17 protein-coding genes are annotated in these 20,574 nt (G+C 56.2%); 8 read left to right on the forward strand and 9 right to left on the reverse strand.

Annotated features, from left to right (window positions below):
• Positions 1-204: 204 nt before the first annotated feature.
• From mepS to FN633_RS13965, 4 genes are all read right to left on the reverse strand, one after another.
• A complete protein-coding gene (gene mepS / locus FN633_RS13950) occupies positions 205-771 on the reverse strand; it encodes a bifunctional murein DD-endopeptidase/murein LD-carboxypeptidase (protein WP_042389677.1) in 567 nt (188 codons plus the stop codon).
• 415 nt (positions 772-1,186) lie between these two features.
• Entirely contained in the window at positions 1,187-1,900 is a 714-nt protein-coding gene (locus FN633_RS13955) for a phosphatase PAP2 family protein (protein ID WP_154058110.1), read from the reverse strand.
• 33 nt (positions 1,901-1,933) lie between these two features.
• Positions 1,934-2,920 (reverse strand): CobW family GTP-binding protein, encoded by a 987-nt coding sequence (locus FN633_RS13960; RefSeq protein WP_154058111.1) that lies wholly within the window; start codon positions 2,918-2,920, stop codon positions 1,934-1,936.
• 131 nt (positions 2,921-3,051) lie between these two features.
• Positions 3,052-4,518 carry a mannitol dehydrogenase family protein gene (locus FN633_RS13965; protein ID WP_154058112.1) on the reverse strand — a complete coding sequence of 489 codons (1,467 nt, stop codon included), beginning with the start codon at positions 4,516-4,518 and terminating at the stop codon, positions 3,052-3,054.
• A 208-nt stretch (positions 4,519-4,726) separates the two neighbouring features.
• On the opposite strand from FN633_RS13965, the gene uxuA reads away from it, so the two are divergent.
• On the forward strand, positions 4,727-5,917 hold the full coding sequence (uxuA, locus tag FN633_RS13970) for a mannonate dehydratase (RefSeq protein WP_154058113.1): 1,191 nt from the start codon (positions 4,727-4,729) through the stop codon (positions 5,915-5,917).
• A gap of 61 nt (positions 5,918-5,978) precedes the next feature.
• Here the strand turns inward: uxuA and yeiP are convergent, their stop codons facing one another.
• A complete protein-coding gene (gene yeiP, locus FN633_RS13975) occupies positions 5,979-6,551 on the reverse strand; it encodes an elongation factor P-like protein YeiP (RefSeq protein WP_042389687.1) in 573 nt (190 codons plus the stop codon).
• Between the two features lie 168 nt (positions 6,552-6,719).
• Between yeiP and FN633_RS13980 the strand changes: the two genes are divergently transcribed.
• Positions 6,720-6,974: a YkgJ family cysteine cluster protein gene (locus FN633_RS13980; protein ID WP_154058114.1), complete on the forward strand. Its 255-nt coding sequence runs from the start codon at positions 6,720-6,722 to the stop codon at positions 6,972-6,974.
• Here the strand turns inward: FN633_RS13980 and setB are convergent.
• Complete coding sequence (gene setB / locus FN633_RS13985; RefSeq protein WP_154058115.1) at positions 6,971-8,152, reverse strand: sugar efflux transporter SetB; 1,182 nt, start codon at positions 8,150-8,152, stop codon at positions 6,971-6,973. The two genes, FN633_RS13980 and setB, sit on opposite strands and share 4 nt — an antisense overlap.
• Positions 8,153-8,521: 369 nt before the next feature.
• Between setB and fruB the strand changes: the two genes are divergently transcribed.
• Genes fruB through fruA form a run of 3 tightly spaced genes read left to right on the forward strand, consistent with a single transcriptional unit; the run spans position 8,522 to position 12,303 of the window.
• Positions 8,522-9,652 carry a fused PTS fructose transporter subunit IIA/HPr protein gene (gene fruB, locus FN633_RS13990; RefSeq protein WP_154058116.1) on the forward strand — a complete coding sequence of 377 codons (1,131 nt, stop codon included), beginning with the start codon at positions 8,522-8,524 and terminating at the stop codon, positions 9,650-9,652.
• The gene (fruK, locus tag FN633_RS13995; RefSeq protein ID WP_042389694.1) at positions 9,652-10,590 is read left to right on the forward strand and encodes a 1-phosphofructokinase; all 939 of its coding nucleotides are present in this window, start codon (positions 9,652-9,654) and stop codon (positions 10,588-10,590) included. The genes fruB and fruK overlap by 1 nt, the downstream gene beginning before the upstream one ends.
• Before the next feature lie 15 nt (positions 10,591-10,605).
• The gene (fruA, locus tag FN633_RS14000) at positions 10,606-12,303 is read left to right on the forward strand and encodes a PTS fructose transporter subunit IIBC (protein WP_154058117.1); all 1,698 of its coding nucleotides are present in this window, start codon (positions 10,606-10,608) and stop codon (positions 12,301-12,303) included.
• Between the two features lie 61 nt (positions 12,304-12,364).
• Here the strand turns inward: fruA and nfo are convergent, their stop codons facing one another.
• Both nfo and FN633_RS14010 read right to left on the reverse strand, forming a co-directional pair.
• Entirely contained in the window at positions 12,365-13,222 is an 858-nt protein-coding gene (gene nfo, locus FN633_RS14005) for a deoxyribonuclease IV (RefSeq protein ID WP_154058118.1), read from the reverse strand.
• A 74-nt stretch (positions 13,223-13,296) separates the two neighbouring features.
• Entirely contained in the window at positions 13,297-14,343 is a 1,047-nt protein-coding gene (locus FN633_RS14010) for a YeiH family putative sulfate export transporter (protein WP_154058119.1), read from the reverse strand.
• Between the two features lie 122 nt (positions 14,344-14,465).
• Between FN633_RS14010 and yieE the strand changes: the two genes are divergently transcribed.
• The 3 genes from yieE (at position 14,466) to cirA (ending at position 19,129) form a co-directional block, all read left to right on the forward strand.
• Positions 14,466-15,332, forward strand: a complete 867-nt coding sequence (gene yieE / locus FN633_RS14015; RefSeq protein WP_154058120.1) for a DNA-binding transcriptional regulator YeiE — start codon at positions 14,466-14,468, stop codon at positions 15,330-15,332.
• A 130-nt stretch (positions 15,333-15,462) separates the two neighbouring features.
• Positions 15,463-16,932, forward strand: coding sequence for an amino acid permease (locus FN633_RS14020; protein ID WP_154058121.1), 1,470 nt, complete (start codon positions 15,463-15,465; stop codon positions 16,930-16,932).
• A 214-nt stretch (positions 16,933-17,146) separates the two neighbouring features.
• Positions 17,147-19,129 (forward strand): catecholate siderophore receptor CirA, encoded by a 1,983-nt coding sequence (gene cirA, locus FN633_RS14025; RefSeq protein WP_154058122.1) that lies wholly within the window; start codon positions 17,147-17,149, stop codon positions 19,127-19,129.
• Positions 19,130-19,471: 342 nt separating this feature from the next.
• Here cirA and FN633_RS14035 read toward each other — a convergent pair whose 3' ends face one another.
• Positions 19,472-20,356: a LysR family transcriptional regulator gene (locus FN633_RS14035; RefSeq protein ID WP_154058124.1), complete on the reverse strand. Its 885-nt coding sequence runs from the start codon at positions 20,354-20,356 to the stop codon at positions 19,472-19,474.
• Between the last annotated feature and the right edge of the window lie 218 nt (positions 20,357-20,574).

Here is a 20,574-nt window from a genome sequence, read left to right on the forward strand (position 1 = left end):
CCTTTTACCGAGCGCTAAGATTCAGTAAATGATAAGTGACCTTGAGGATATTGTGAATATCAATCGCGCGCTATTGCACTGGGTAGAATTTGCCTGGCAACAGGGCAAAAAAAAGCGCTGCCGGAGCAACGCTTTCATCTATTATTATGTTTTCGCGATACCGGCCAAGGGAAAACCGATCCCGAGAAGTTTGCCGCGTACGAATTAGCTGCGAGCTAAAACGCGGCGCGCTTCATTGTAGCGCTTCTTCCAGTATGGCTCATCCATGTTGGAGATCATCACACCGCTGCTGGTGGATGCATGAACAAACTGGTTGTTACCGATATAGATGCCAACGTGGCGGCCGGTAGAGCCAGCGCGGAACAGAACCAGGTCGCCGGTACGCAGGCTAGTGCGCGAAACCGATTTACCCATCTCCTGCTGTTCGTAGGTCGAACGCGGCAGCTCTAAGCCAAACTGTTCACGGAAGGTGCGCTGTACGAAACCTGAGCAGTCGATACCGCGTTTGGTATCACCGCCAAGACGGTAACGCACGCCTTTCCAGCTGGCGTATTGATCCATAATTCGCGATTTAACGTCGAGATTACGAACCATACTTTCAAATTCATCCTGAGAGGCTTGCAGTGAAGAGGCATCTTCCATGCCCACAACATGCGTCTCAGGGTGCATATTCTTTGCGGTATTTGTCGAACAAGCTGAAAGCAGTGCCGCTACTGCAATCGCGGGGATAGCCCGCCAGAGATATCTCAGGAACGGTTGAGATTTGACCATGTTGCTTATTTTCCCTTGAAGTCCTTAACGATAAATAATCGTTATAAAATGCCAAACGTGACGAGACTAATTACTTGCGCACTGAGAGACAATTCCTCTTGGTCAAATCTGTGGAGAAACGCACAAATTAATTCACAGCGGGAATATTTATCTCTGTGGGGCGAAACGTCATCGAGATTAACCGATCGTATCCCCCATTGCGAGTAGTTTTATAGGATTTTTTATAAGAAATTATGATAGACAAAGTGAAAAAAATGATTTGGGTGAAAAATGTGCGATTTAGCTTAAAAACCATTCAACTTACTAATTTGTAAACAAAATTAAATGACAATTTGATGACAAACTGCGGCGAGAGGTAAAAATTTGTGTCAGGGATCCTAATGAATCCCTGATGTCCAGTGTTAATATTAGTTTTTTAAATGTTATTAAATTGTATGTTTTTATTAGGTAGGTAATGGTTAAAGCGCGAAATGACTTTGTCACTAAATGACGTTAGCAGGATCCACGGCAGGCCAATAAGTACCGCAGAAAGGGATCCCACAGCGATATCGCTAAACCAGTGGGCGCCAATCATTACCCTTGGGAAGGCAAAAACCACAAAAATAATAAGGGCAACCGCGAAGGTTTTGCCACCAAAATAGCGCCACATGAATGTGGAAAAAATAAGCAGCATCATGCCGTGATCGCCAGGGAAACTGTCTTTAGAGGCGTCCTTAGTGGATATGTCTAACAGTTCGCTCGCGCGCCAAATATCGTTGAAATAGAGGGTAGGGCTGGCGCGTTTAACCGGATAGAGGTGCTGCGCCAGCTGGTTCACTATCAGTGCCGTGAGCAGCATCGTTAAGCCGATGGCCACAATGCGCTGGCGGCCCGCGCCGTCGGCTTTTAGCCAGAACGCGAGCATTACACAGCCCATGGCCAGCAGCGAGCAGGCGTCAAACCCCCGGTTATTGGTGATGGCCACCAGCCACAGGAAGGCGCGACTCTCCACCAGCAGATGATTGAAAAAATGAAAAATCGCGGAGTCCAGCGTAAACCACGCCCCATGATTAGCGGGCAGATACCAGGATAAAAACAGGGCCAGCCCGGCAATGTTAAGCAGTAATATAAGCGGCAGTCGATTTTTCATTAGTCCATCACGGCAGATTCTAAAGCCGCAACGTTAATCGCTATCCGCTAAACGAAGCTTCAACAGAGCGGACTGAAGCGTATTCCAGTCCACGTCCCCCTCTGCAATGAGCTCAATGCGGCTGTCCGGTGGCGCAACGCTTTGTGTCTCAATATGGAAATCGTCGCCCTGGCGATTGATACGTACCAGCCCTTCGGCAATGCGCATCACGCCTTTGACCCGTCCAACCGGGGCCAGGCGCGCCCACTCCAGAATGCCCACGGTATCAAACAGCGTTTCGGCATCAAAAATCCAGCCGCAGGCCTGATGACCCTGACCGCTGTTCAGGCTGCGCCGCCAGCGCTGGTGGGTGGGCAGGTTCAGCGCCGCCAGACCCTTTTTCTCCGCGTGGCCGTGGCTGTGCTCGGCGCTGACGGGCAGCGCGCGACGGTTGCGGCGAGGCAGATCCAGCAGCGCCGGGTCAATCTCACCTTGAGTGGCGGTAAGCAGCTGGCGATCGCCGCCGAACTGCTGCCACCACTGGGCCAGCGCCGCCTCGCTTTCCGGGATGGCGCGATCGCTTTTATTCGCCACGATAATATCTGCCGCCGCCAGCTGATCGCGGAAGTTCTCATTGCTGACCGCTTTTTCATTCAGCAGCTGGCGCGGATCAAGCAGGCAGAGGGTGGCGCGCAGGTCGATCCACGGCTCATACACTTCCGCCGTCAGGATATCGAGGATCTGCTTCGGATGGCCCAGACCGGTGGGCTCAATCAGCAGGCGATCGGGTTTACCCTGGCGCAACAGGGTATTCAGCCCCACCTGCATCGGCAGGCCGTTGACGCAGCACATGCAGCCGCCGGGGATCTCTTTGAGCAGTGCGCCGCTCTCCGCCATCAGCGCGCCGTCGATGCCGACTTCACCAAATTCATTGACCAGCACGGCCCACTTCTCGCCCTCTGGCTTGTTTTCCAGCAGATGCAATATAGAGGTGGTTTTGCCGGTGCCCAGGAAGCCGGTAATTAAATTGGTCTTAGTCACATTCGCTCCAGAAATAGTCCCGCCCGATAAAGGGCGTAAAAACAATCTCATCATCCTGGCGAAAAAAGAGTGAAAAGAGAAGCGTGAACGCGGACGGGAGCATTTTCCGTCCGCGGTAAAGGCAGGAAAGGTTAATTCTGAAGCGTAGCGATCACCGCCTGATGCGCGCCCTGGGTGGCGATGCGCTGCCAGGCCGTTTCGATACCGGAGACAAAGTCCGGGTTTTGCGCGAGGTCGCTGCCAAAGATTTCGCTGAGCGAGAGCAGGGCGGTGACGCGTTCGTGCTCGCTGCTCTGGGCGACCTTCTCGCGGAAGGTGGCCGCCAGTGGATCGCGCACGTCTATAGCGTTGCCTGCATCATCAACGCCGCTGACGTAGCGCATCCAGCCCGCGACGCCCAGCGCCAGCAGTGGCCAGGGGGTTCCACGCTGCAGATGAAGACGAATACTCTCCAGCATGCGCTGGGGGAGCTTCTGGCTGCCGTCCATCGCAATTTGCCAGGTGCGGTGCTGTAGCGCCGGGTTGGCAAAGCGCGCCAGCAGGCTCTCGGCATAGTCAGTGAGATCGACCCCGGTAATGCGCAGCGTGGGGGCCTGCTCGTCCAGCATCAGACGGCGGGCGGCGGCGCGGAAATGCGCGTCGGCCATACAGTCGTTGATGTGGGCAAAGCCTGCCAGGTAGCCTAGCCAGGCTAAAAAGGAGTGGCTGCCGTTGAGCATCCGCAGCTTCATCTGCTCCCAGGGCAGGACGTCATCGACCATCTGCACGCCTGCGGCTTCCCACTCTGGACGTCCGGCGACGAAGTTATCTTCAATCACCCACTGGATAAACGGCTCACAGCTGATGGCGCAGGGATCTTCTACCCCCAGCACCTCGGCAATCTCGGCCAGCGAGGCGTCGGTGGCCGCGGGCACAATGCGGTCGACCATCGTGCCCGGAAAACTGACCTGTTCGGCGATCCACGCCGCCAACTCGGCAGAGCGCTGCTGCGCCATCCCCAGCACGGCGTTTTTGACTACGTGGCCGTTGTCCGGAATATTGTCGCAGGAGAGGACGCTGAAGGGAGGCAGGCCCCGCTCGCGACGGCGGGAGAGAGCCTCAACCAGAATGCCCGGTGCGGAGTGCGGCTCCTGCGGATGTTGCAGATCGTGCATAATACGTTCGTTGCGGGGATCCAGTTTGCCAGTGGCCGGATCGATGCAGTAGCCTTTCTCGGTGATGGTCAGCGAGACAATCGCCACCTGCGGCTCGCAGAACTTCTCAATAATGGCCGCCAGCGAGTCGAGCTTAGCGTTAAGACACTCCTTTACCGCGCCAACAATAATCGCCTGGTTGCCCTCTGCGCCTTTCTCCAGCACGGTAAACAAATGATCCTGCTCCCGGAGCTGGGTCATTAAGGTGTCGCCGCTAAACAGGCTGATCTCGCAGATCCCCCAGTCGCCGCCCCGGGCGTTCAGCACCCGATCGGTTAACAGCGCCTGGTGGGCGCGATGAAAAGCGCCAAACCCAAAGTGGACAATGCGCGAGCGTAGCGCCTGACGATCGTACCCTGGCCGTTGAACGCTGTCCGCGAGGGCAACTGAGGCAATATTTTTCATGACCAACACACCTGATTAACTAATAATTAACAAAAAGCAGTGTAAAGTTATATGACAGCAAATTAAATTGGTGTGCCTCAAATATCTGCGTAACGTGAGCTGGATCAATCAAAACTGGTGGACCAATTGACCCTAATCGGGAAACATGTATGGTAGTCGTCATCTGTATGAGCCATATTGGTATAACAACTTTATGTGAGGTTAGGCGATGGAACACACCTGGCGTTGGTACGGTCCGAACGATCCGGTTTCTCTTGATGATGTGCGTCAGGCAGGCGCAACGGGCGTGGTCACTGCGCTGCACCATATTCCTAACGGTCAGGTTTGGCCGGTGGAAGAGATCAAACAGCGCCAGGCGCTGCTGGCCGAAAAAGGGTTAACCTGGTCGGTGGTTGAGAGCATCCCGGTGCATGAAGAGATCAAAACCCACAGCGGTCAGGTTGATACCTGGATTGCCAACTATCAGCAGAGCATCCGTAACCTTGCCGCCTGCGGCATTGATACCGTCTGCTACAACTTTATGCCCATCCTCGACTGGACGCGTACCGATCTGGAGTATGAGCTGCCGGACGGCTCCAAAGCGCTGCGTTTCGACCAGATCGCCTTTGCCGCTTTTGAGCTGCACGTTCTGAAGCGCAACGGCGCAGAAGCGGACTACAGCGAAGAGGAGCAGCGCCAGGCCAAAATCTGGTTCGACAACGCCAGCGAGGCTGAAATCGACAAGCTGACCCGCAATATCATTGCTGGCCTGCCGGGAGCGGAAGAGGGCTACACCCTGGACCAGTTCCGCGCTCGCCTGGCGGAGTATGACGGCATCAATAAAGCGCAGCTGCGGGAAAACATGGCCGTCTTTCTGCGGGCCATTGTTCCGGTGGCAGAAGAAGCTGGCGTGCGCCTGGCGGTACACCCGGACGATCCGCCGCGGCCGATCCTCGGTCTGCCGCGCATTGTCTCTACCATTGAAGATATGCAGTGGCTGAAAGAGACCGTGGACAGCATCAACAACGGCTTCACCATGTGCACCGGCTCCTACGGCGTGCGCGCCGATAACGATCTGGTGAAAATGGTGGAAACCTTCGGCGACCGCATTCACTTCACCCACCTGCGCTCAACCTGTCGGGAAGAGAATCCAAAAACCTTCCACGAGGCGGCACATCTGCAGGGCGATGTGGATATGGTGTCGGTAGTGAAAGCGATTTTGACCGAAGAGCAGCGCCGTAAACAGGCGGGCGACCTGCGTCCGATCCCGTTCCGTCCGGATCACGGTCATCAGATGCTTGACGATCTGCGTAAGAAAACCAACCCGGGCTATTCGGCGATTGGTCGCCTGAAGGGAATGGCGGAAGTGCGTGGCGTGGAGCTGGCGCTGAAGCAGGTGATGTTCCGCGATTTATTATAAGTCTGAGGTAGGCCGGGTAAGGCGTTCGCCGCCACCCGGCATTTTTAATGGTTATGGCGTTTTAATCCGCGCGGCCCATGTAGCGGCTCTCTTCGATGTGAATGCGGATCTTCTCGCCGGTGGTCAGGTATTCAGGCACCTGGATCACCAGACCGGTGCTCAGGGTCGCCGGCTTGGTGCGTGAGCTGGCCGATGCGCCTTTAATTCCCGGTGCGGTTTCCACAATCTCCAGATCCACCGTCTGCGGCAGCTCCAGCGCCAGCAGCTGACCATCCCACGTCAGAACCTGCATATCTGGCATACCGCCCTCTGGAATAAACTGCAGCTCTTCTTCAATCTGCTCTTTGGTGAAGATATACGGGGTGTAGTCTTCTTTATCCATAAAGACGTACTCGTTGCCGTCCACGTAGGAGAAGTCAACGAAGCGACGGGTCAGGGTCACGGTATCTACAATGTCATCGCCCTTGAAGCGCTCTTCCACTTTCATCCCGGTACGGACGTCGGCGAAGCGCATTTTATAGAGGGTGGCTGCACCGCGGGCGCTAGGGGATTGAATATCGATATTTTTAACAATCAGCAGCTTGCCGTTGTAGTTCAATACCATACCTTTTTTAATTTCGTTCGCTCTTGCCATGATGGATCCTGTGCGGGAAAAGTGGAAAAAATATCGCGACAAAGTACCCGCGAGGGGCGCAGTTGGCAAGCCTCTTCGCCAGGTTTTGCATCTTGACTACAAAAAGTGTTAGCGTGCGGCAAAAGGTCGGCATTTGCTGCGCGATCGATCGCTAAAAGAGAGCCGTTTATGGAGTGTCGCTCGGACTGCGGAGCCTGCTGTACCGCCCCGTCAATCAGTAGTCCTATTCCTGGGATGCCCAACGGCAAACCGGCCAACACGCGCTGCGTTCAGCTCTCAGCGGATAACCTCTGCAACATCTTCGGCTCGCCCCTGCGCCCGAAGGTCTGCTCCGGCCTACAGCCGTCCCAGGAGATGTGCCTTACCAGCCGTGACGCGGCGATAACCTGGCTGCTTGAGCTCGAAGCGGCAACCGCACCCTAAACGTCCTTAATCCGCGCCAGGCAGACGGCGGCGATCAGCACCATCACCAGTGCGAACCAGAATACGGCGTGGTAGTTCCAGAGCTCTGCCACTATCCCTGCCAGCGAACCGGCAATAATCCAGCCTACGCGTGTGGTGTTGGTATAGAGCGTGGTGGCGGCCCCGGCCTGACCCGGCATCAGATCCTGGAAATAGAGCATGCCAATCCCCGCCAGAATGCCGATATAGATGGCGTTCAGCAGCTGGAGGGCCAGCAGCAGGGCGGGGGTATGCACCGTCAGCATCCCGATATAGAACAGCAGGCCGCCCACTACCGCAATACGCATCAGGAAGCGTTTACCGAAGCGCTTTGCATAGTAGCCGGCAATCAGCATCGTCGGGATCTCCAGCCCGGCGGCGGTGCCCATCATCACGCCAGCCAGCTTCTCCGGCAGGTGCAGTTCATCAATGATAAACAGCGGCATATTGATAATGTAGAGGCTGTTGGTGCCCCACATCAGGGTGCAGATAGTAAACAGCAGCAGGGCATCGCGACGGTTGGTGCGCGGGGCTTCTACCACGCCACTGGCGAGGCGCGGCTCCTTACGCATCGCAGGCAGGAAAAGCCAGACCATCACGCCACAGACGATAAAAGCGACCCCCGCGCTGAGGTACATAGCGGTAAAGCCAAACCCCATCGCCAGGGCGTAGGCCAGCGGCGGGCCAATGACCCATGCGAGTGACACCTGAGCGCGCAGTATCGAGCTGAACATCACCGCTTCCCGGCCGGTCTGGTCGGCGTGCTCGCGAGCGAGGGCGAACATCTGCGGGTTGGCGGTAGAGCCAAAGCTGCTCAGGAATACGCCGATAAACAGCAGAATAAAGTAGTTGCGGTTCCAGGCAAACAGCAAGCAGGCCAGCATGCCGAGCAGGCAGCAGAAAACGATCAGGTTTTTGCGGCTCCCTTTGCGGTCGGATCGCCCAGCCAGAAACTGGCTCACCAGAATGCCGATCACCGCGCTGCCGGTGAAGAAGAAACCCACCATCGCCGGACGAGCGTGGACCTCGTTGGTCAGAAACAGGCTCAGGGTCGGGGTCTGTAACGCGCCGGCGATACCGGTTAAAAAGGCAACGATCAGGAACGCGGCAGAGGTGAAATCAACGGGTCTGTTGGCAGCGTCAGCAGGAGAAGTTTGCATCTTTTACTATTGTTTAGGATAGAGAGACGCGGAGTTTACGCCGCTGGAGCAAAAATAGACAGCCATCGCACCGGGTTTTGCCACAAAAAATCAAAACACTATTTTGAAATAATTATCATTAAAGCTGACGTTGCTGAAACATGGCGTTGAAAGCGACTTTTGGTTCAGCAGCGCGTCGGCAGGTGTTAAAGAAATGTGCATTAGCTCTAAGTTTTTGCAGCCAAATGACGAGTTTCCTTGATCCCTTAAGCGGTCTGAGCAAGACTTCGTGAAACGTTTCAGCGTCACCTGCGCGATCGTTCCCGCGCCGGTGACGCTCCATTTCACCAACTAGCTGAAACGATTCAAGTTCAGCAGGAGTGGAGATTCATGTTCCAGTTATCCGTTCAGGACATCCATCCGGGCCAGCAGGCCGGTAATAAAGAAGAGGCGATTCGCCAGATCGCGGGCGCGCTGGTGCAGGCGGGCAACGTGGCTGACGGCTACGTGGCTGGCATGCTCGCCCGTGAGCAGCAGACCTCAACCTTCCTCGGCAACGGCATCGCTATTCCGCACGGCACCACCGATACCCGCGACCAGGTGCTGAAAACCGGCGTGCAGGTTTACCAGTTCCCGCAGGGTGTCCTGTGGGGTGAAGGGCAGGTGGCCTACGTTGCTATCGGCATCGCTGCCAGCTCTGACGAACATTTGGGCCTGCTGCGTCAGCTGACCCACGTGCTGAGCGACGACGACGTCGCAGCCCAGCTGCAATCCGCTACGACCGCTGAAGAGCTGCGTGCCCTGCTGATGGGTGAAAAGCAAAGCGCTGGCATGAAGCTGGACAATGAAACGCTGACCCTCGACGTCGCGGCCAGCGATCTGGTGACGCTCCAGGCGCTGAATGCCGGTCGCCTGAAAGAGGCCGGGGCAGTTGACGTAAACTTTGTGACCCGCGCCATCAGCGAACAGCCGATGAACCTCGGCCAGGGGATCTGGCTGAACGACAGCGCCGAAGGCAATCTGCAAAGCGCTATCGCCGTCAGCCGGGCGGCAAACGCCTTTGACGTGAACGGCGAGCGCGCGGCGTTGCTGGTGAGCGTAGCCATGACCGACAACGGCCCGGAAGCGGTGCTGAAACGTCTGGCTGACATGCTGCTGGCGAATAAAGCTGACCGTCTGCTGACCGCTGATTCCGCCACGCTGCTGGCGCTGCTGACCAGCGATGATGCGCTGAAGGCTGACGTGCTGAACGCCGAGTTTGTCGTACGCAATGAGCATGGCCTGCACGCCCGCCCGGGTACGATGCTGGTTAACACCATTAAACAGTTTAACAGCGACGTCACCGTCACCAATCTGGACGGTAGCGGCAAGCCTGCCAACGGTCGCAGCCTGATGAAGGTTGTGGCGCTGGGCGTGAAGAAGGGCCACCGCCTGCGCTTTACCGCTCAGGGCGAGGATGCTGAACAGGCGCTAAAAGCGATTGGCGACGCCATCGCAGCTGGTCTGGGGGAGGGCGCATAATGAGCAGACGTGTAGCCACCATCACCCTTAACCCTGCCTATGACCTGGTCGGGTTCACCCCGGAAATTGAACGCGGTGAAGTCAACCTTGTGCGAACTACCGGCCTGCATGCCGCAGGGAAAGGGATCAACGTCGCCAAAGTGCTTAAAGATTTAGGCATTGACGTCACCGTCGGCGGTTTCCTCGGCAAAGATAACCAGGATGGCTTCCAGCAGCTGTTCAGCGAGCTAGGGATCGCCAACCGTTTCCAGGTGGTGCAGGGTCGTACCCGCATCAACGTTAAGCTGACCGAAAAAGACAGCGAAGTCACCGATTTCAACTTCTCCGGTTTTGAAGTGACTCCGGCAGACTGGGAACGCTTTGTCGCCGACTCCCTGAGCTGGCTGGGCCAGTTCGATATGGTCTGCGTCAGCGGCAGCCTGCCGGCTGGCGTGAGTCCAGAAGCCTTTACCGACTGGATGACGCGCCTGCGCAGCCAGTGTCCGTGCATCATCTTTGACAGCAGCCGGGAGGCGCTGGTCGCCGGGCTGAAGGCCGCGCCGTGGCTGGTGAAGCCGAACCGCCGCGAGCTGGAGATCTGGGCCGGGCGCAAGCTGCCCGAGCTGAAAGATGTGATTGAAGCCGCTCATGCCCTTCGCGAGCAGGGAATTGCCCACGTGGTGATCTCGCTGGGCGCAGAAGGGGCGCTGTGGGTTAACGCTTCAGGCGAATGGATCGCCAAACCGCCGTCAATGGAGGTGGTAAGCACCGTTGGCGCAGGGGATTCGATGGTTGGGGGGCTGATCTACGGCCTGCTGATGCGTGAGTCCAGCGAGCATACGTTACGCCTTGCGACCGCAGTCGCGGCGCTGGCCGTGAGCCAGAGTAACGTCGGCATTACCGATCGTACCCAGTTAGCCGCGATGATGGCGCGCGTTGACTTAAAACCTTTTAACTAACAGCAGGAGAGCATAATGAAAACGCTGCTGATTATTGACTCCGCGCTTGGACAGGCTCGCGCTTACATGGCGAAAACCCTGCTGGGTGCGGCGGCACAAAAAGCAAATCTGCAATTCATCGACAACCCGAATGAAGCGGAGCTGGCGATCGTGCTCGGCTCCAGCGTGCCAAACGACAGCGCCCTGACCGGCAAGAAAGTGTGGCTCGGCGACGTGCACCGCGCCGTCGCGCATCCGGAGCTGTTCCTCAGCGAGGCGAAAAGCCATGCTGCGGTCTACAGCGCACCGGTTGCTACAGCGGCCACTGCCGCTCCGGCGGCAAGCAGTGGCGTGAAGCGCATCGTCGCGGTGACCGCCTGCCCGACCGGTGTGGCCCACACCTTTATGGCGGCGGAAGCAATCGAAACCGAAGCCAAAAAACGCGGCTGGTGGGTGAAAGTTGAAACCCGTGGCTCCGTGGGGGCTGGCAACGCCATCACCCCGGAAGAGGTGGCCGAGGCGGATCTGGTGATCGTGGCGGCAGATATTGAAGTGGATCTGGCGAAATTTGCCGGTAAGCCGATGTACCGCACCACCACCGGGCTGGCGCTGAAGAAAACTGCGCAGGAGCTGGATAAAGCCCAGGCGGAAGCCAAGCCATATCAGCCTTCTGGCAAAGCGCAGGCGGCGACGGAAGGGAAGAAAGAGGGCGCGGGCGCGTACCGTCACCTGCTGACCGGCGTCTCCTATATGCTGCCGATGGTGGTTGCGGGCGGCCTCTGTATCGCTCTGTCGTTTGCCTTTGGTATCGAAGCGTTTAAAACCCCTGACACCCTGGCCGCTGCGCTGATGCAGATCGGCGGCGGATCGGCGTTTGCGCTGATGGTGCCGGTGCTGGCAGGTTATATTGCGTTCTCAATTGCAGACCGTCCAGGTCTGACCCCGGGCCTGATTGGCGGTATGTTGGCCGTCAGCACTGGCTCCGGCTTTATCGGCGGTATCATTGCGGGCTTCCTCGCGGGCTACGTGGCGAAGGCAATCAGCCAGAAGCTGAAGCTGCCGCCGAGCATGGAAGCGCTGAAGCCTATCCTGATCATTCCGCTCTTCTCCAGCCTGGTGGTTGGCCTGGCGATGATCTACCTGATCGGTAAACCGGTCGCGGGCATCCTGACCGGGCTGACCCACTGGCTGCAAACCATGGGTACGGCGAATGCGGTTCTGCTGGGGGCGATCCTCGGTGGCATGATGTGTACCGACATGGGCGGTCCGGTTAATAAAGCGGCCTATGCCTTTGGCGTTGGCCTGCTGAGTACCCAGACCTACGCACCGATGGCCGCTATTATGGCCGCGGGCATGGTACCGCCGCTGGCGATGGGTATCGCAACGATGGTTGCCCGCAAGAAGTTCGACAAGGGGCAGCAGGAGGGTGGCAAAGCCGCGCTGGTGCTGGGCCTGTGCTTCATCTCCGAAGGCGCTATTCCGTTTGCCGCGCGCGATCCGATGCGTGTGATCCCCTGCTGTATCGTAGGTGGTGCGGTGACCGGGGCGATCTCCATGGCGATTGGCGCGAAGCTGATGGCCCCGCACGGCGGTCTGTTTGTGCTGCTGATCCCGGGGGCTATCACGCCGGTGCTGGGCTACCTGGTGGCCATCGTTGCCGGTACGCTGCTGGCGGGTCTGGCCTACGCCTTCCTGAAGCGTCCGGAAGCGGAGATGGCGGTGAAAACCGCGTAACGCGTGCGGGATCAAAAGGGCAGCCCACGGGCTGCCCTTTTTTACGTCTGGCGTTCGCGCATCAAACCGTGGCTGTTTGCACCTGCTGCGCCTTCAGCCACGCAATCTCTTCGGCCCAGATGTCTGAGTCAATGGTTTCAAGGATCAGCGGAATACCGTCGAAGCGGGCGTCCTGCATGATCCAGCTAAAGGCCTCGTGGCCAATATTGCCTTGGCCCAGGCTGTGATGGCGGTCAACGCGGCTAGCGAAGGCGCTTTTGGCATCGTTGAGGTGCATTCCCCGCAGATACTGGAAGCCGACTATGCGATCAAACTCGGCAAAGGTTTTTTCACAGGCCTCGCTGCCGCGCAGATCGTAGCCTGCTGCAAAGGCGTGACAGGTATCGATGCAGACGCCAACGCGGGATTTATCCTCTACGCCGTCGATAATCGCTGCCAGGTGCTCAAACTTAAAGCCGAGGTTGCTGCCCTGGCCAGCGGTGTTTTCAATCACCGCCGTGACGCCCTCGGTTTTATCCAGCGCAATGTTGATCGACTCGGCGATGCGCGCCAGGCATGCGTCCTCCGGGATCTGCATCAGGTGGCTACCGGGGTGGAAGTTTAGCAGGGTCAGCCCCAGCTGCTCGCAGCGCTGCATCTCATCGATAAAGGCTTCCCGTGATTTCTCCAGCGCCTCGGCTACCGGATGCCCGAGGTTAATTAAATAGCTATCGTGAGGCAGGATCTGGCCCGGACCAAAGCGGTGTTTTTCACAGGCGGCTTTAAACTCGTCGATGGTCGCGCCACTGAGCGCCGCTGCCCGCCACTGGCGCTGGTTTTTGGTAAACAGGGCAAAGGCGGTGGCCCCGATCTCTGCCGCACGCACGGCGGCATTTGCCACGCCGCCCGCCGCGCTCACGTGCGCGCCAATAAATTTCATCTACTACTCCTGTAAAACCCGCAGGTAAATGCAAAGGCGTATGATAGAGGTTAGCCGCAGCAGAATGTAGTGATTTATGCCATGACGTAATGAACCGCCAGGTTGATGATGCCGCCGCCGACAATCAGCCAGATAAAGAGCAGCAGCGCCATCAGCAACGGCCGCGCACCCGCTTTGCGAATTGCGCTAACGTGGGTCGTGACGCCCAGCGCCGCCATGGCCATCGCCAGCAGGAGGGTATCCAGCGTCACCAGCATATCGACAGCGGCTTTCGGCAGCAGGCCAAAGGAGTTAAACACCGCCACCGCAATAAACAGAAGCGCAAACCACGGGATGGTAATCTTGCTGCGTTGACCGCCGTTAGCGGGAGCCAGCTGCTTCACGCGGGCCGCAAGCAGGATCAGAAACGGTGCCAGCATCATTACGCGCAGCATTTTAGCGATGACCGCCGCGCTCTCGGTCTCTGGGCTAACGGCGTGGCCTGCCGCAACCACCTGAGCAACCTCGTGCATCGTCGACCCTATATAAATGCCGTAGCTTTCCGGGGTAAACCAGTGGGCCAGCAGCGGGTAGATGGCCGGGTAGAGGAAAATAGCCAGCGTGCCGAAAATCATTACCGTGGCAATCGCCACCGTCACCTTGCTGGACTCGGCTTTTAGAACCGGCTCGGTGGCCAGCACCGCTGCCGCACCGCAGATGCTGCTGCCTGCACCGATCAGCCAGCTGGTGTGCTTGTCGAGGCCGAACACCTTCTGGCCCAGCAGGCACGCCAGTAAAAAGGTGCTGGAGAGCGTCAGCATGTCTATCACGATACCGCTGATGCCGACGTCAGCAATCTGCGAGAACGTCAGGCGAAAGCCGTACAGAATGATCCCCAGTCGCAGCAGGTGCTGTTTGGCAAACACAATCCCGCTCTCGCAGGGCCGTCCAATCTGCGGATAAAGGGTGTTACCAAGCACCATCCCGATTAAAATAGCCAGCGAAAGGGCGCTAAAACCGGCACCGGAAACGGCAGGGATGGTGCCGCTCCACAGCGCCAGGCCCGCCACGGCAGCGCTTAGCGCCAGTCCCGGCACCAGATGTCCTACGCTACGATGATGTCTTAATGTCAGTTCAGCCATAACCTTCTCCTCTGTTGGGATAAAAGGTTACGTTGAGCTGGCTTAAAAATAAAATTGATTATATATTTATAATCAATCTATATAAGTGGTAAGCGTGACGCTTGCCTCTCAGGATACTGACTATGCATATCACCCTGCGCCAGCTGTCCGTTTTTGCTGAAGTGCTGAAAAGCGGCTCGACAACCCAGGCCTCTCAGATGCTCGCGCTCTCCCAGTCGGCGGTTAGCGCGGCCCTGACCGATCTGGAAGGGCAGCTTGGCGTGCAGCTCTTCGACCGGGTTGGCAAGCGGCTGGTGGTTAACGAGCACGGGCGACTGCTCTATCCCCGTGCGCTGGCGCTGCTGGAGCAGGCCACGGAAATAGAGCAGCTGTTCCGGGAAGATAACGGCGCGATCCGCGTCTACGCCAGCAGTACCATCGGTAACTATATCCTGCCGGAGATCATTGCCCGCTACCGGCGTGACTTTCCGGGACTGCCGCTGGAGATGAGCGTGGGCAACAGTCAGGATGTGATCAATGCGGTAGCGGATTTCCGCGTCGATATTGGCCTGATTGAGGGGCCATGCCATACCGCCGAAATCGTATCTGAGCCCTGGCTGGAGGATGAGCTGGTGGTGTTTGCCTCCCCGGCCTCGCCGCTGTTGCAGGGCGAGGTCACGCTGGAGCGTCTCGCCAGCGCGCCGTGGATCCTGCGCGAACGCGGTTCCGGTACCCGGGAGCTGGTTGACTACCTGCTGCTTTCCCACCTGCCGCAGTTTCATCTCGGTATGGAATTAGGTAACTCAGAGGCCATCAAACATGCGGTGCGGCACGGGCTGGGTATCAGCTGTTTGTCGCGTCGGGTGATTGCCGAGCAGCTGGAGACCGGCACGCTCAAGGAGATTACTATTCCGCTCCCGCGACTGGTGCGCACCCTGTGGCGCATTCATCATCGGCAGAAGCATCTCTCTAACGCCCTGAAACGCTTTCTACGCTACTGTGAAATATAAGGGTTTCTGTGCTTTACTTATAATCCATTAGCGATCATGAAGCTCTCTTATAACCGCATATTTGAGCCAGAAGGATGTGGTGACGTCTGCTACAATCCCGCCTCATTTTTTTGATGGATAGCATTTTCATATGGTTTCCGAAACTAAAACCACACAAGCGCCCACGCTTCGCCGTGAACTCAAGGCGCGTCACCTGACCATGATCGCCATTGGCGGATCGATTGGTACGGGTCTCTTTGTAGCCAGCGGCGCAACCATCTCCCAGGCGGGCCCCGGCGGCGCGCTGCTCTCTTATATCCTGATTGGCCTGATGGTTTACTTCCTGATGACCAGTCTTGGCGAGCTGGCGGCCTATATGCCGGTATCCGGCTCGTTTGCGACCTACGGCCAGAAGTATGTTGAAGAGGGCTTTGGCTTCGCGCTGGGCTGGAACTACTGGTATAACTGGGCAGTGACCATCGCCGTCGACCTCGTGGCCGCGCAGCTGGTAATGAGCTGGTGGTTCCCGGACACGCCAGGCTGGATCTGGAGCGCACTGTTCTTAACCATTATCGTGCTGCTGAACTGGATCTCCGTAAAAGGCTTTGGCGAGGCGGAGTACTGGTTCTCGTTAATTAAAGTTGCCACCGTCATTATCTTTATCATCGTCGGCGTAATGATGATCCTCGGTATCTTCCACGGTGCAAAACCGGCTGGCTGGAGCAACTGGGGGATCGGCGACGCGCCGTTTGCCGGCGGTTTTGCCGCCATGATTGGTGTGGCGATGATCGTGGGCTTCTCTTTCCAGGGCACCGAGCTGATCGGTATTGCGGCGGGTGAGTCGGAAGAGCCAGAGAAGAATATTCCGCGCGCGGTGCGTCAGGTATTCTGGCGTATTCTGCTGTTCTATGTCTTCGCTATTCTGATTATCAGCCTGATCATTCCGTATACCGATCCGAGCCTGCTGCGTAACGATGTAAAAGACATCAGCGTCAGCCCGTTTACCCTGGTGTTCCAACACGCGGGCCTGCTCTCGGCGGCAGCGGTAATGAATGCAGTGATCCTGACGGCGGTGCTCTCGGCGGGTAACTCCGGTATGTACGCCTCCACGCGTATGCTCTATACCCTGGCCTGCGACGGCAAAGCGCCGCGCGTCTTCTCCCGTCTCTCAAAGGGCGGTGTACCGCGTAACGCCCTCTATGCAACGACGGTCATTGCCGGGCTCTGCTTCCTGACCTCGATGTTTGGCAACCAGACGGTTTACCTGTGGCTGCTGAACACCTCGGGCATGACCGGATTCATCGCCTGGCTGGGGATTGCCATCAGTCACTACCGTTTCCGTCGCGGCTACATCATGCAGGGTCATAGCCTGAACGACCTGCCGTACCGCTCCGGTTTCTTCCCGCTGGGGCCGATTTTTGCCTTTGTGCTGTGTCTGATTATCACCTTAGGTCAGAACTACCAGGCCTTCCTGGAGGACTCTATTGACTGGGGTGGGGTAGCGGCAACCTATATTGGTATTCCGTTGTTCCTGATCATCTGGTTCGGCTACAAGCTGACCCGCGGAACCAAGTTTGTCAGCTACAAGGACATGGATTTTCCGCAGCGGGTTAATAAATAAACTATTCCATTATCAAGCCCTCTCATTGTGAGAGGGCTTTTTTTTATCCACTATTTCTCCATAAACCGCCATCTTGACATAACTTTTAACAATTTAATTGATAATCATTATTATTTGCTTTATCGTTACGCTCGCTCTGCCAACGTAGCGGGGCTGATAAAACGTGTGAGCAAAACTTCTTAGATTTGTTGTAGTTATCTCATGGAGAAATGGAATGTTTAGGTTGAATCCCATCGTGCGGGGAGGGCTTTGTGCGTCCGCAATGGCGCTGGCGCTGCCAGCTTTTGCCGTCGACAGCGAGTCCGATACGCTGGTCGTGACCGCCGCCGCCACCGAGCAGAATCTGAAAGATGCCCCGGCCAGTATTAGCGTTGTGACCCAGCAGGATCTGCAGCGCCGTCCGGTCAATAATCTCAAGGATGTGCTCCAGGACGTGCCGGGCGTACAGCTCACCAACGAAGGGGATAACCGTAAAGGCATCAGCATTCGTGGCCTAAGCAGTAGCTACACCCTGATCCTGATTGACGGCAAGCGTGTCAACTCCCGCAACGCGGTGTTCCGCCATAACGACTTTGACCTGAACTGGATCCCGGTGGATGCCATCGAGCGTATTGAAGTGGTACGCGGCCCGATGTCTTCGCTGTATGGTTCCGATGCGCTGGGCGGCGTGGTCAACATTATTACCAAGAAGGTTGGCCAACAGTGGACCGGCACGCTCTCCGCTGACACCACGATCCAGGAGAAACGCGATCGCGGCGATACCTGGAACGGTCAGTTTTACACCAGCGGTCCGCTGGTGGATGGCGTGCTCGGCATGAAAGCCTTTGGTAGCGTGGCGAAGCGCGAGAAAGATAAGCAGGAGCCGTCCGACACCACCGCGACCGGCGAAACGCCGCGCATCGAAGGGTTTACCAGCCGCGATGCAAACGTGGAGTTTGCCTGGACGCCGTCCGAAAACCATGACTTTACCGCCGGGTATGGCTTTGATCGCCAGGATCGCAACTCCGACTCGCTTGATCGTAACCGCCTTGAGCGCGAAAACTACTCCCTGAGCCACAATGGTCGCTGGGACGTCGGCACCAGCGAGCTGAAGTTCTATGGCGAGAAGGTAGATAATAAAGATCCGGGCAGCAAAGGTATCACCTCAGAAAACAACACCGTGGATGGTAAATACGTTCTGCCGCTGGAGATGATTAATCAGTTCGTGACGGTCGGTGGTGAGTGGCGTCACGACAAGCTCGAAGATCCGGTTAACCTCACCGGCGGGAGCAGCAGCAACACCTCCGCCAGCCAGTATGCACTGTTTATTGAAGACGAGTGGCGTATCTTCGAGCCGCTGGCGCTGACCACCGGTATTCGTATGGACGATCACGAAACCTACGGGGATCACTACAGCCCGCGGGCCTACCTGGTCTATAACGCCACCGATACCGTCACCGTGAAAGGCGGCTGGGCCACGGCGTTCAAAGCGCCTTCTCTCCTACAGCTTAGCCCGGACTGGGCCACCAACTCCTGTCGCGGCAGCTGCCGCATTGTGGGTAGCCCGGATCTGAAGCCGGAAACCAGCGAAAGCTTTGAGCTGGGACTCTACTACAGCGGAGAAGAGGGCTGGCTGGAAGGGGTGGAAGGCAGTATTACCACCTTCCAGAACAACGTAGACGACATGATCAGCATCAACCGAACCGCTGATGCCACTGCCGCGCCGTCCTATTCCAACTTTGTTGGCTTCTATACTAATGCCAACGGTCGCCGCGTACCCACGTTCCGCTATTTCAACGTTAACAAAGCGCGCATTCGCGGGGTGGAAACCGAGCTGAAGGTACCGTTTGACGAGGCGTGGAAGCTGACGCTGAACTACACCTATAACGACGGGCGCGATCTCAGCGACGGCGGCGATAAACCGCTGCAGGAGCTGCCGTTCCATACCGCCAACGGGACGCTGGACTGGCAGGCGATGCAGGACTGGTCGTTCTACGTTTCCGGTAACTATACCGGTGAGAAGCGTGATGTTAGCAACACGGGGAAAACGCCGGGCGGTTACGTGATCTGGAACGCGGGTGGTGCATTCCAGGCGACGAAGAACGTCAAGCTGCGTGCGGGGGTGCTTAATCTCACGGATAAAGATCTCAGCCGAGACGACTACAGTTATAACGAAGATGGCCGCCGCTATTTCATGGCGGTGGATTACCGTTTTTAACAGCCAATAAAAAGAGGGGGGTGCCAGCCCCCCCTAAAAACTACAACTTATTGCTTATTGTCAGAATTGAAGTAATGCTTAATGACGCCAACAATAAGGGCTCTTATCTTAAAGGGCCCAATAAAACCGGTAATAATCCCTATTAAAGGGAATAGGAGTTGATGGTGACTGCCGCGAATTAAAACATCTAAAAAGGCCAGCGCGCTAACGACGCAGACCAAACTGCTTATGATAATATTCCCCGGGGAGGCTTTTTCCACGTACCCGGACCAGCAGGAGACGATAAAAGCGCTCAGGCCGCAAAACGTGGCCAATGGATGGCTTGCCAAGAAAAAAAGTAAATTAACGAGATAGCTCATTATTGGTATGGCCTGATTTCTTTAAATCGGCAAATACCCTGGACATGATCTGTGCGGTTTCTTTATTGTTTTTTGCTTTCCACTGTGAGTAGAACCATAGCGTTTTGTTGATGACGCTGCGTTTTAATACGCTCGTGCCGTCAACGTTAAGCAGACTCAACAGCGGCACCGTCGAGATCATCACCGCATGATGATTAGTGACCTTCGCCATCATATCAATCAGATCGCTGTCGGAAATTTTTTTGATATTCCTGAACTTAATTTTATCCTGTACAAACAGATCGGTCACGCTGCTATCGGCATCAAAATCATGGTACACATCCACTTCTCCTCCGCGTATCATTTTTTCACAGGCGGCGGGAGTGGAGTTGATATAGATATCGAAGGAGACCGGTTCGGAGCGGGCATACTGGCTGGGGTAGTTTTTATCTGTAATAACAATGTCATAAAAATGGAGCTCTGAAGAGAGATCGTCCTGTTTTATCTCATCAGCGAGCGTAAATTCATTATTGATATTATTATTAGCCAACGCAACGCTTAGGTGGCTTATGATTGAGTTTGGGATATTTTTACTGCACATTATCCGGGTAACCGGTAGCCCGTCATCGCTATACATGCAGTGCTCAATTTTAAGCAAATCATTATAATACGGGACGATCTTGTTATAAAGAATGGTGCCAAATTTACTGGGGGTCATTCCCTCTTTGGTTCTGATAAACAGTGGGATCCCCAGCGCCTGCTCAATATCTGAGATAGCCTTACTCATCGGCGTTCTCGATATGTGCATCCGCTGACAGGCCTTACTTACGCTGCCTTCCTCCATTACCGCTATAAAATATTTGAGCTTAGTAGAGATAAAAAGGTTCATTACTCCCTCCGACAGTGTGAATACTGCATCATAGGTAAGTTAGCACCGAACAACACAAGCGGGCTGTGCATTTTCTATAGGCATATGCCTGAGAAAGGTGCGGCCATTGTATCGTGCTACATTTTTTTAACGTCAAAAATTAAAGATCGATACGATTCATATTGTTAATCAATGTGTTTTAACTATTCATTTGATTAATCAATGAATGAACGCCTGGC

Origin of the sequence: Pseudescherichia vulneris, from assembly GCF_902164725.1 — a bacterium.
In the GTDB taxonomy this organism is placed as follows: domain Bacteria; phylum Pseudomonadota; class Gammaproteobacteria; order Enterobacterales; family Enterobacteriaceae; genus Pseudescherichia; species Pseudescherichia vulneris.

Bases quoted from the DNA above. Each gene is read 5' to 3' on its own strand.
- yeiP (WP_042389687.1), bottom strand. From the start codon at position 6,551: ATGGCAAGAGCGAACGAAATTAAAAAAGGTATGGTATTGAACTACAAC.
- FN633_RS14020 (WP_154058121.1), top strand. From the start codon at position 15,463: ATGGTTTCCGAAACTAAAACCACACAAGCGCCCACGCTTCGCCGTGAA.
- cirA (WP_154058122.1), top strand. From the start codon at position 17,147: ATGTTTAGGTTGAATCCCATCGTGCGGGGAGGGCTTTGTGCGTCCGCA.
- FN633_RS13965 (WP_154058112.1), bottom strand. From the start codon at position 4,518: ATGAAAAATATTGCCTCAGTTGCCCTCGCGGACAGCGTTCAACGGCCA.
- FN633_RS13955 (WP_154058110.1), bottom strand. From the start codon at position 1,900: ATGAAAAATCGACTGCCGCTTATATTACTGCTTAACATTGCCGGGCTG.
- nfo (WP_154058118.1), bottom strand. From the start codon at position 13,222: ATGAAATTTATTGGCGCGCACGTGAGCGCGGCGGGCGGCGTGGCAAAT.
- fruK (WP_042389694.1), top strand. From the start codon at position 9,652: ATGAGCAGACGTGTAGCCACCATCACCCTTAACCCTGCCTATGACCTG.
- fruB (WP_154058116.1), top strand. From the start codon at position 8,522: ATGTTCCAGTTATCCGTTCAGGACATCCATCCGGGCCAGCAGGCCGGT.
- setB (WP_154058115.1), bottom strand. From the start codon at position 8,152: ATGCAAACTTCTCCTGCTGACGCTGCCAACAGACCCGTTGATTTCACC.
- FN633_RS14010 (WP_154058119.1), bottom strand. From the start codon at position 14,343: ATGGCTGAACTGACATTAAGACATCATCGTAGCGTAGGACATCTGGTG.
- uxuA (WP_154058113.1), top strand. From the start codon at position 4,727: ATGGAACACACCTGGCGTTGGTACGGTCCGAACGATCCGGTTTCTCTT.
- FN633_RS13980 (WP_154058114.1), top strand. From the start codon at position 6,720: ATGGAGTGTCGCTCGGACTGCGGAGCCTGCTGTACCGCCCCGTCAATC.
- yieE (WP_154058120.1), top strand. From the start codon at position 14,466: ATGCATATCACCCTGCGCCAGCTGTCCGTTTTTGCTGAAGTGCTGAAA.
- fruA (WP_154058117.1), top strand. From the start codon at position 10,606: ATGAAAACGCTGCTGATTATTGACTCCGCGCTTGGACAGGCTCGCGCT.
- FN633_RS14035 (WP_154058124.1), bottom strand. From the start codon at position 20,356: ATGAACCTTTTTATCTCTACTAAGCTCAAATATTTTATAGCGGTAATG.
- mepS (WP_042389677.1), bottom strand. From the start codon at position 771: ATGGTCAAATCTCAACCGTTCCTGAGATATCTCTGGCGGGCTATCCCC.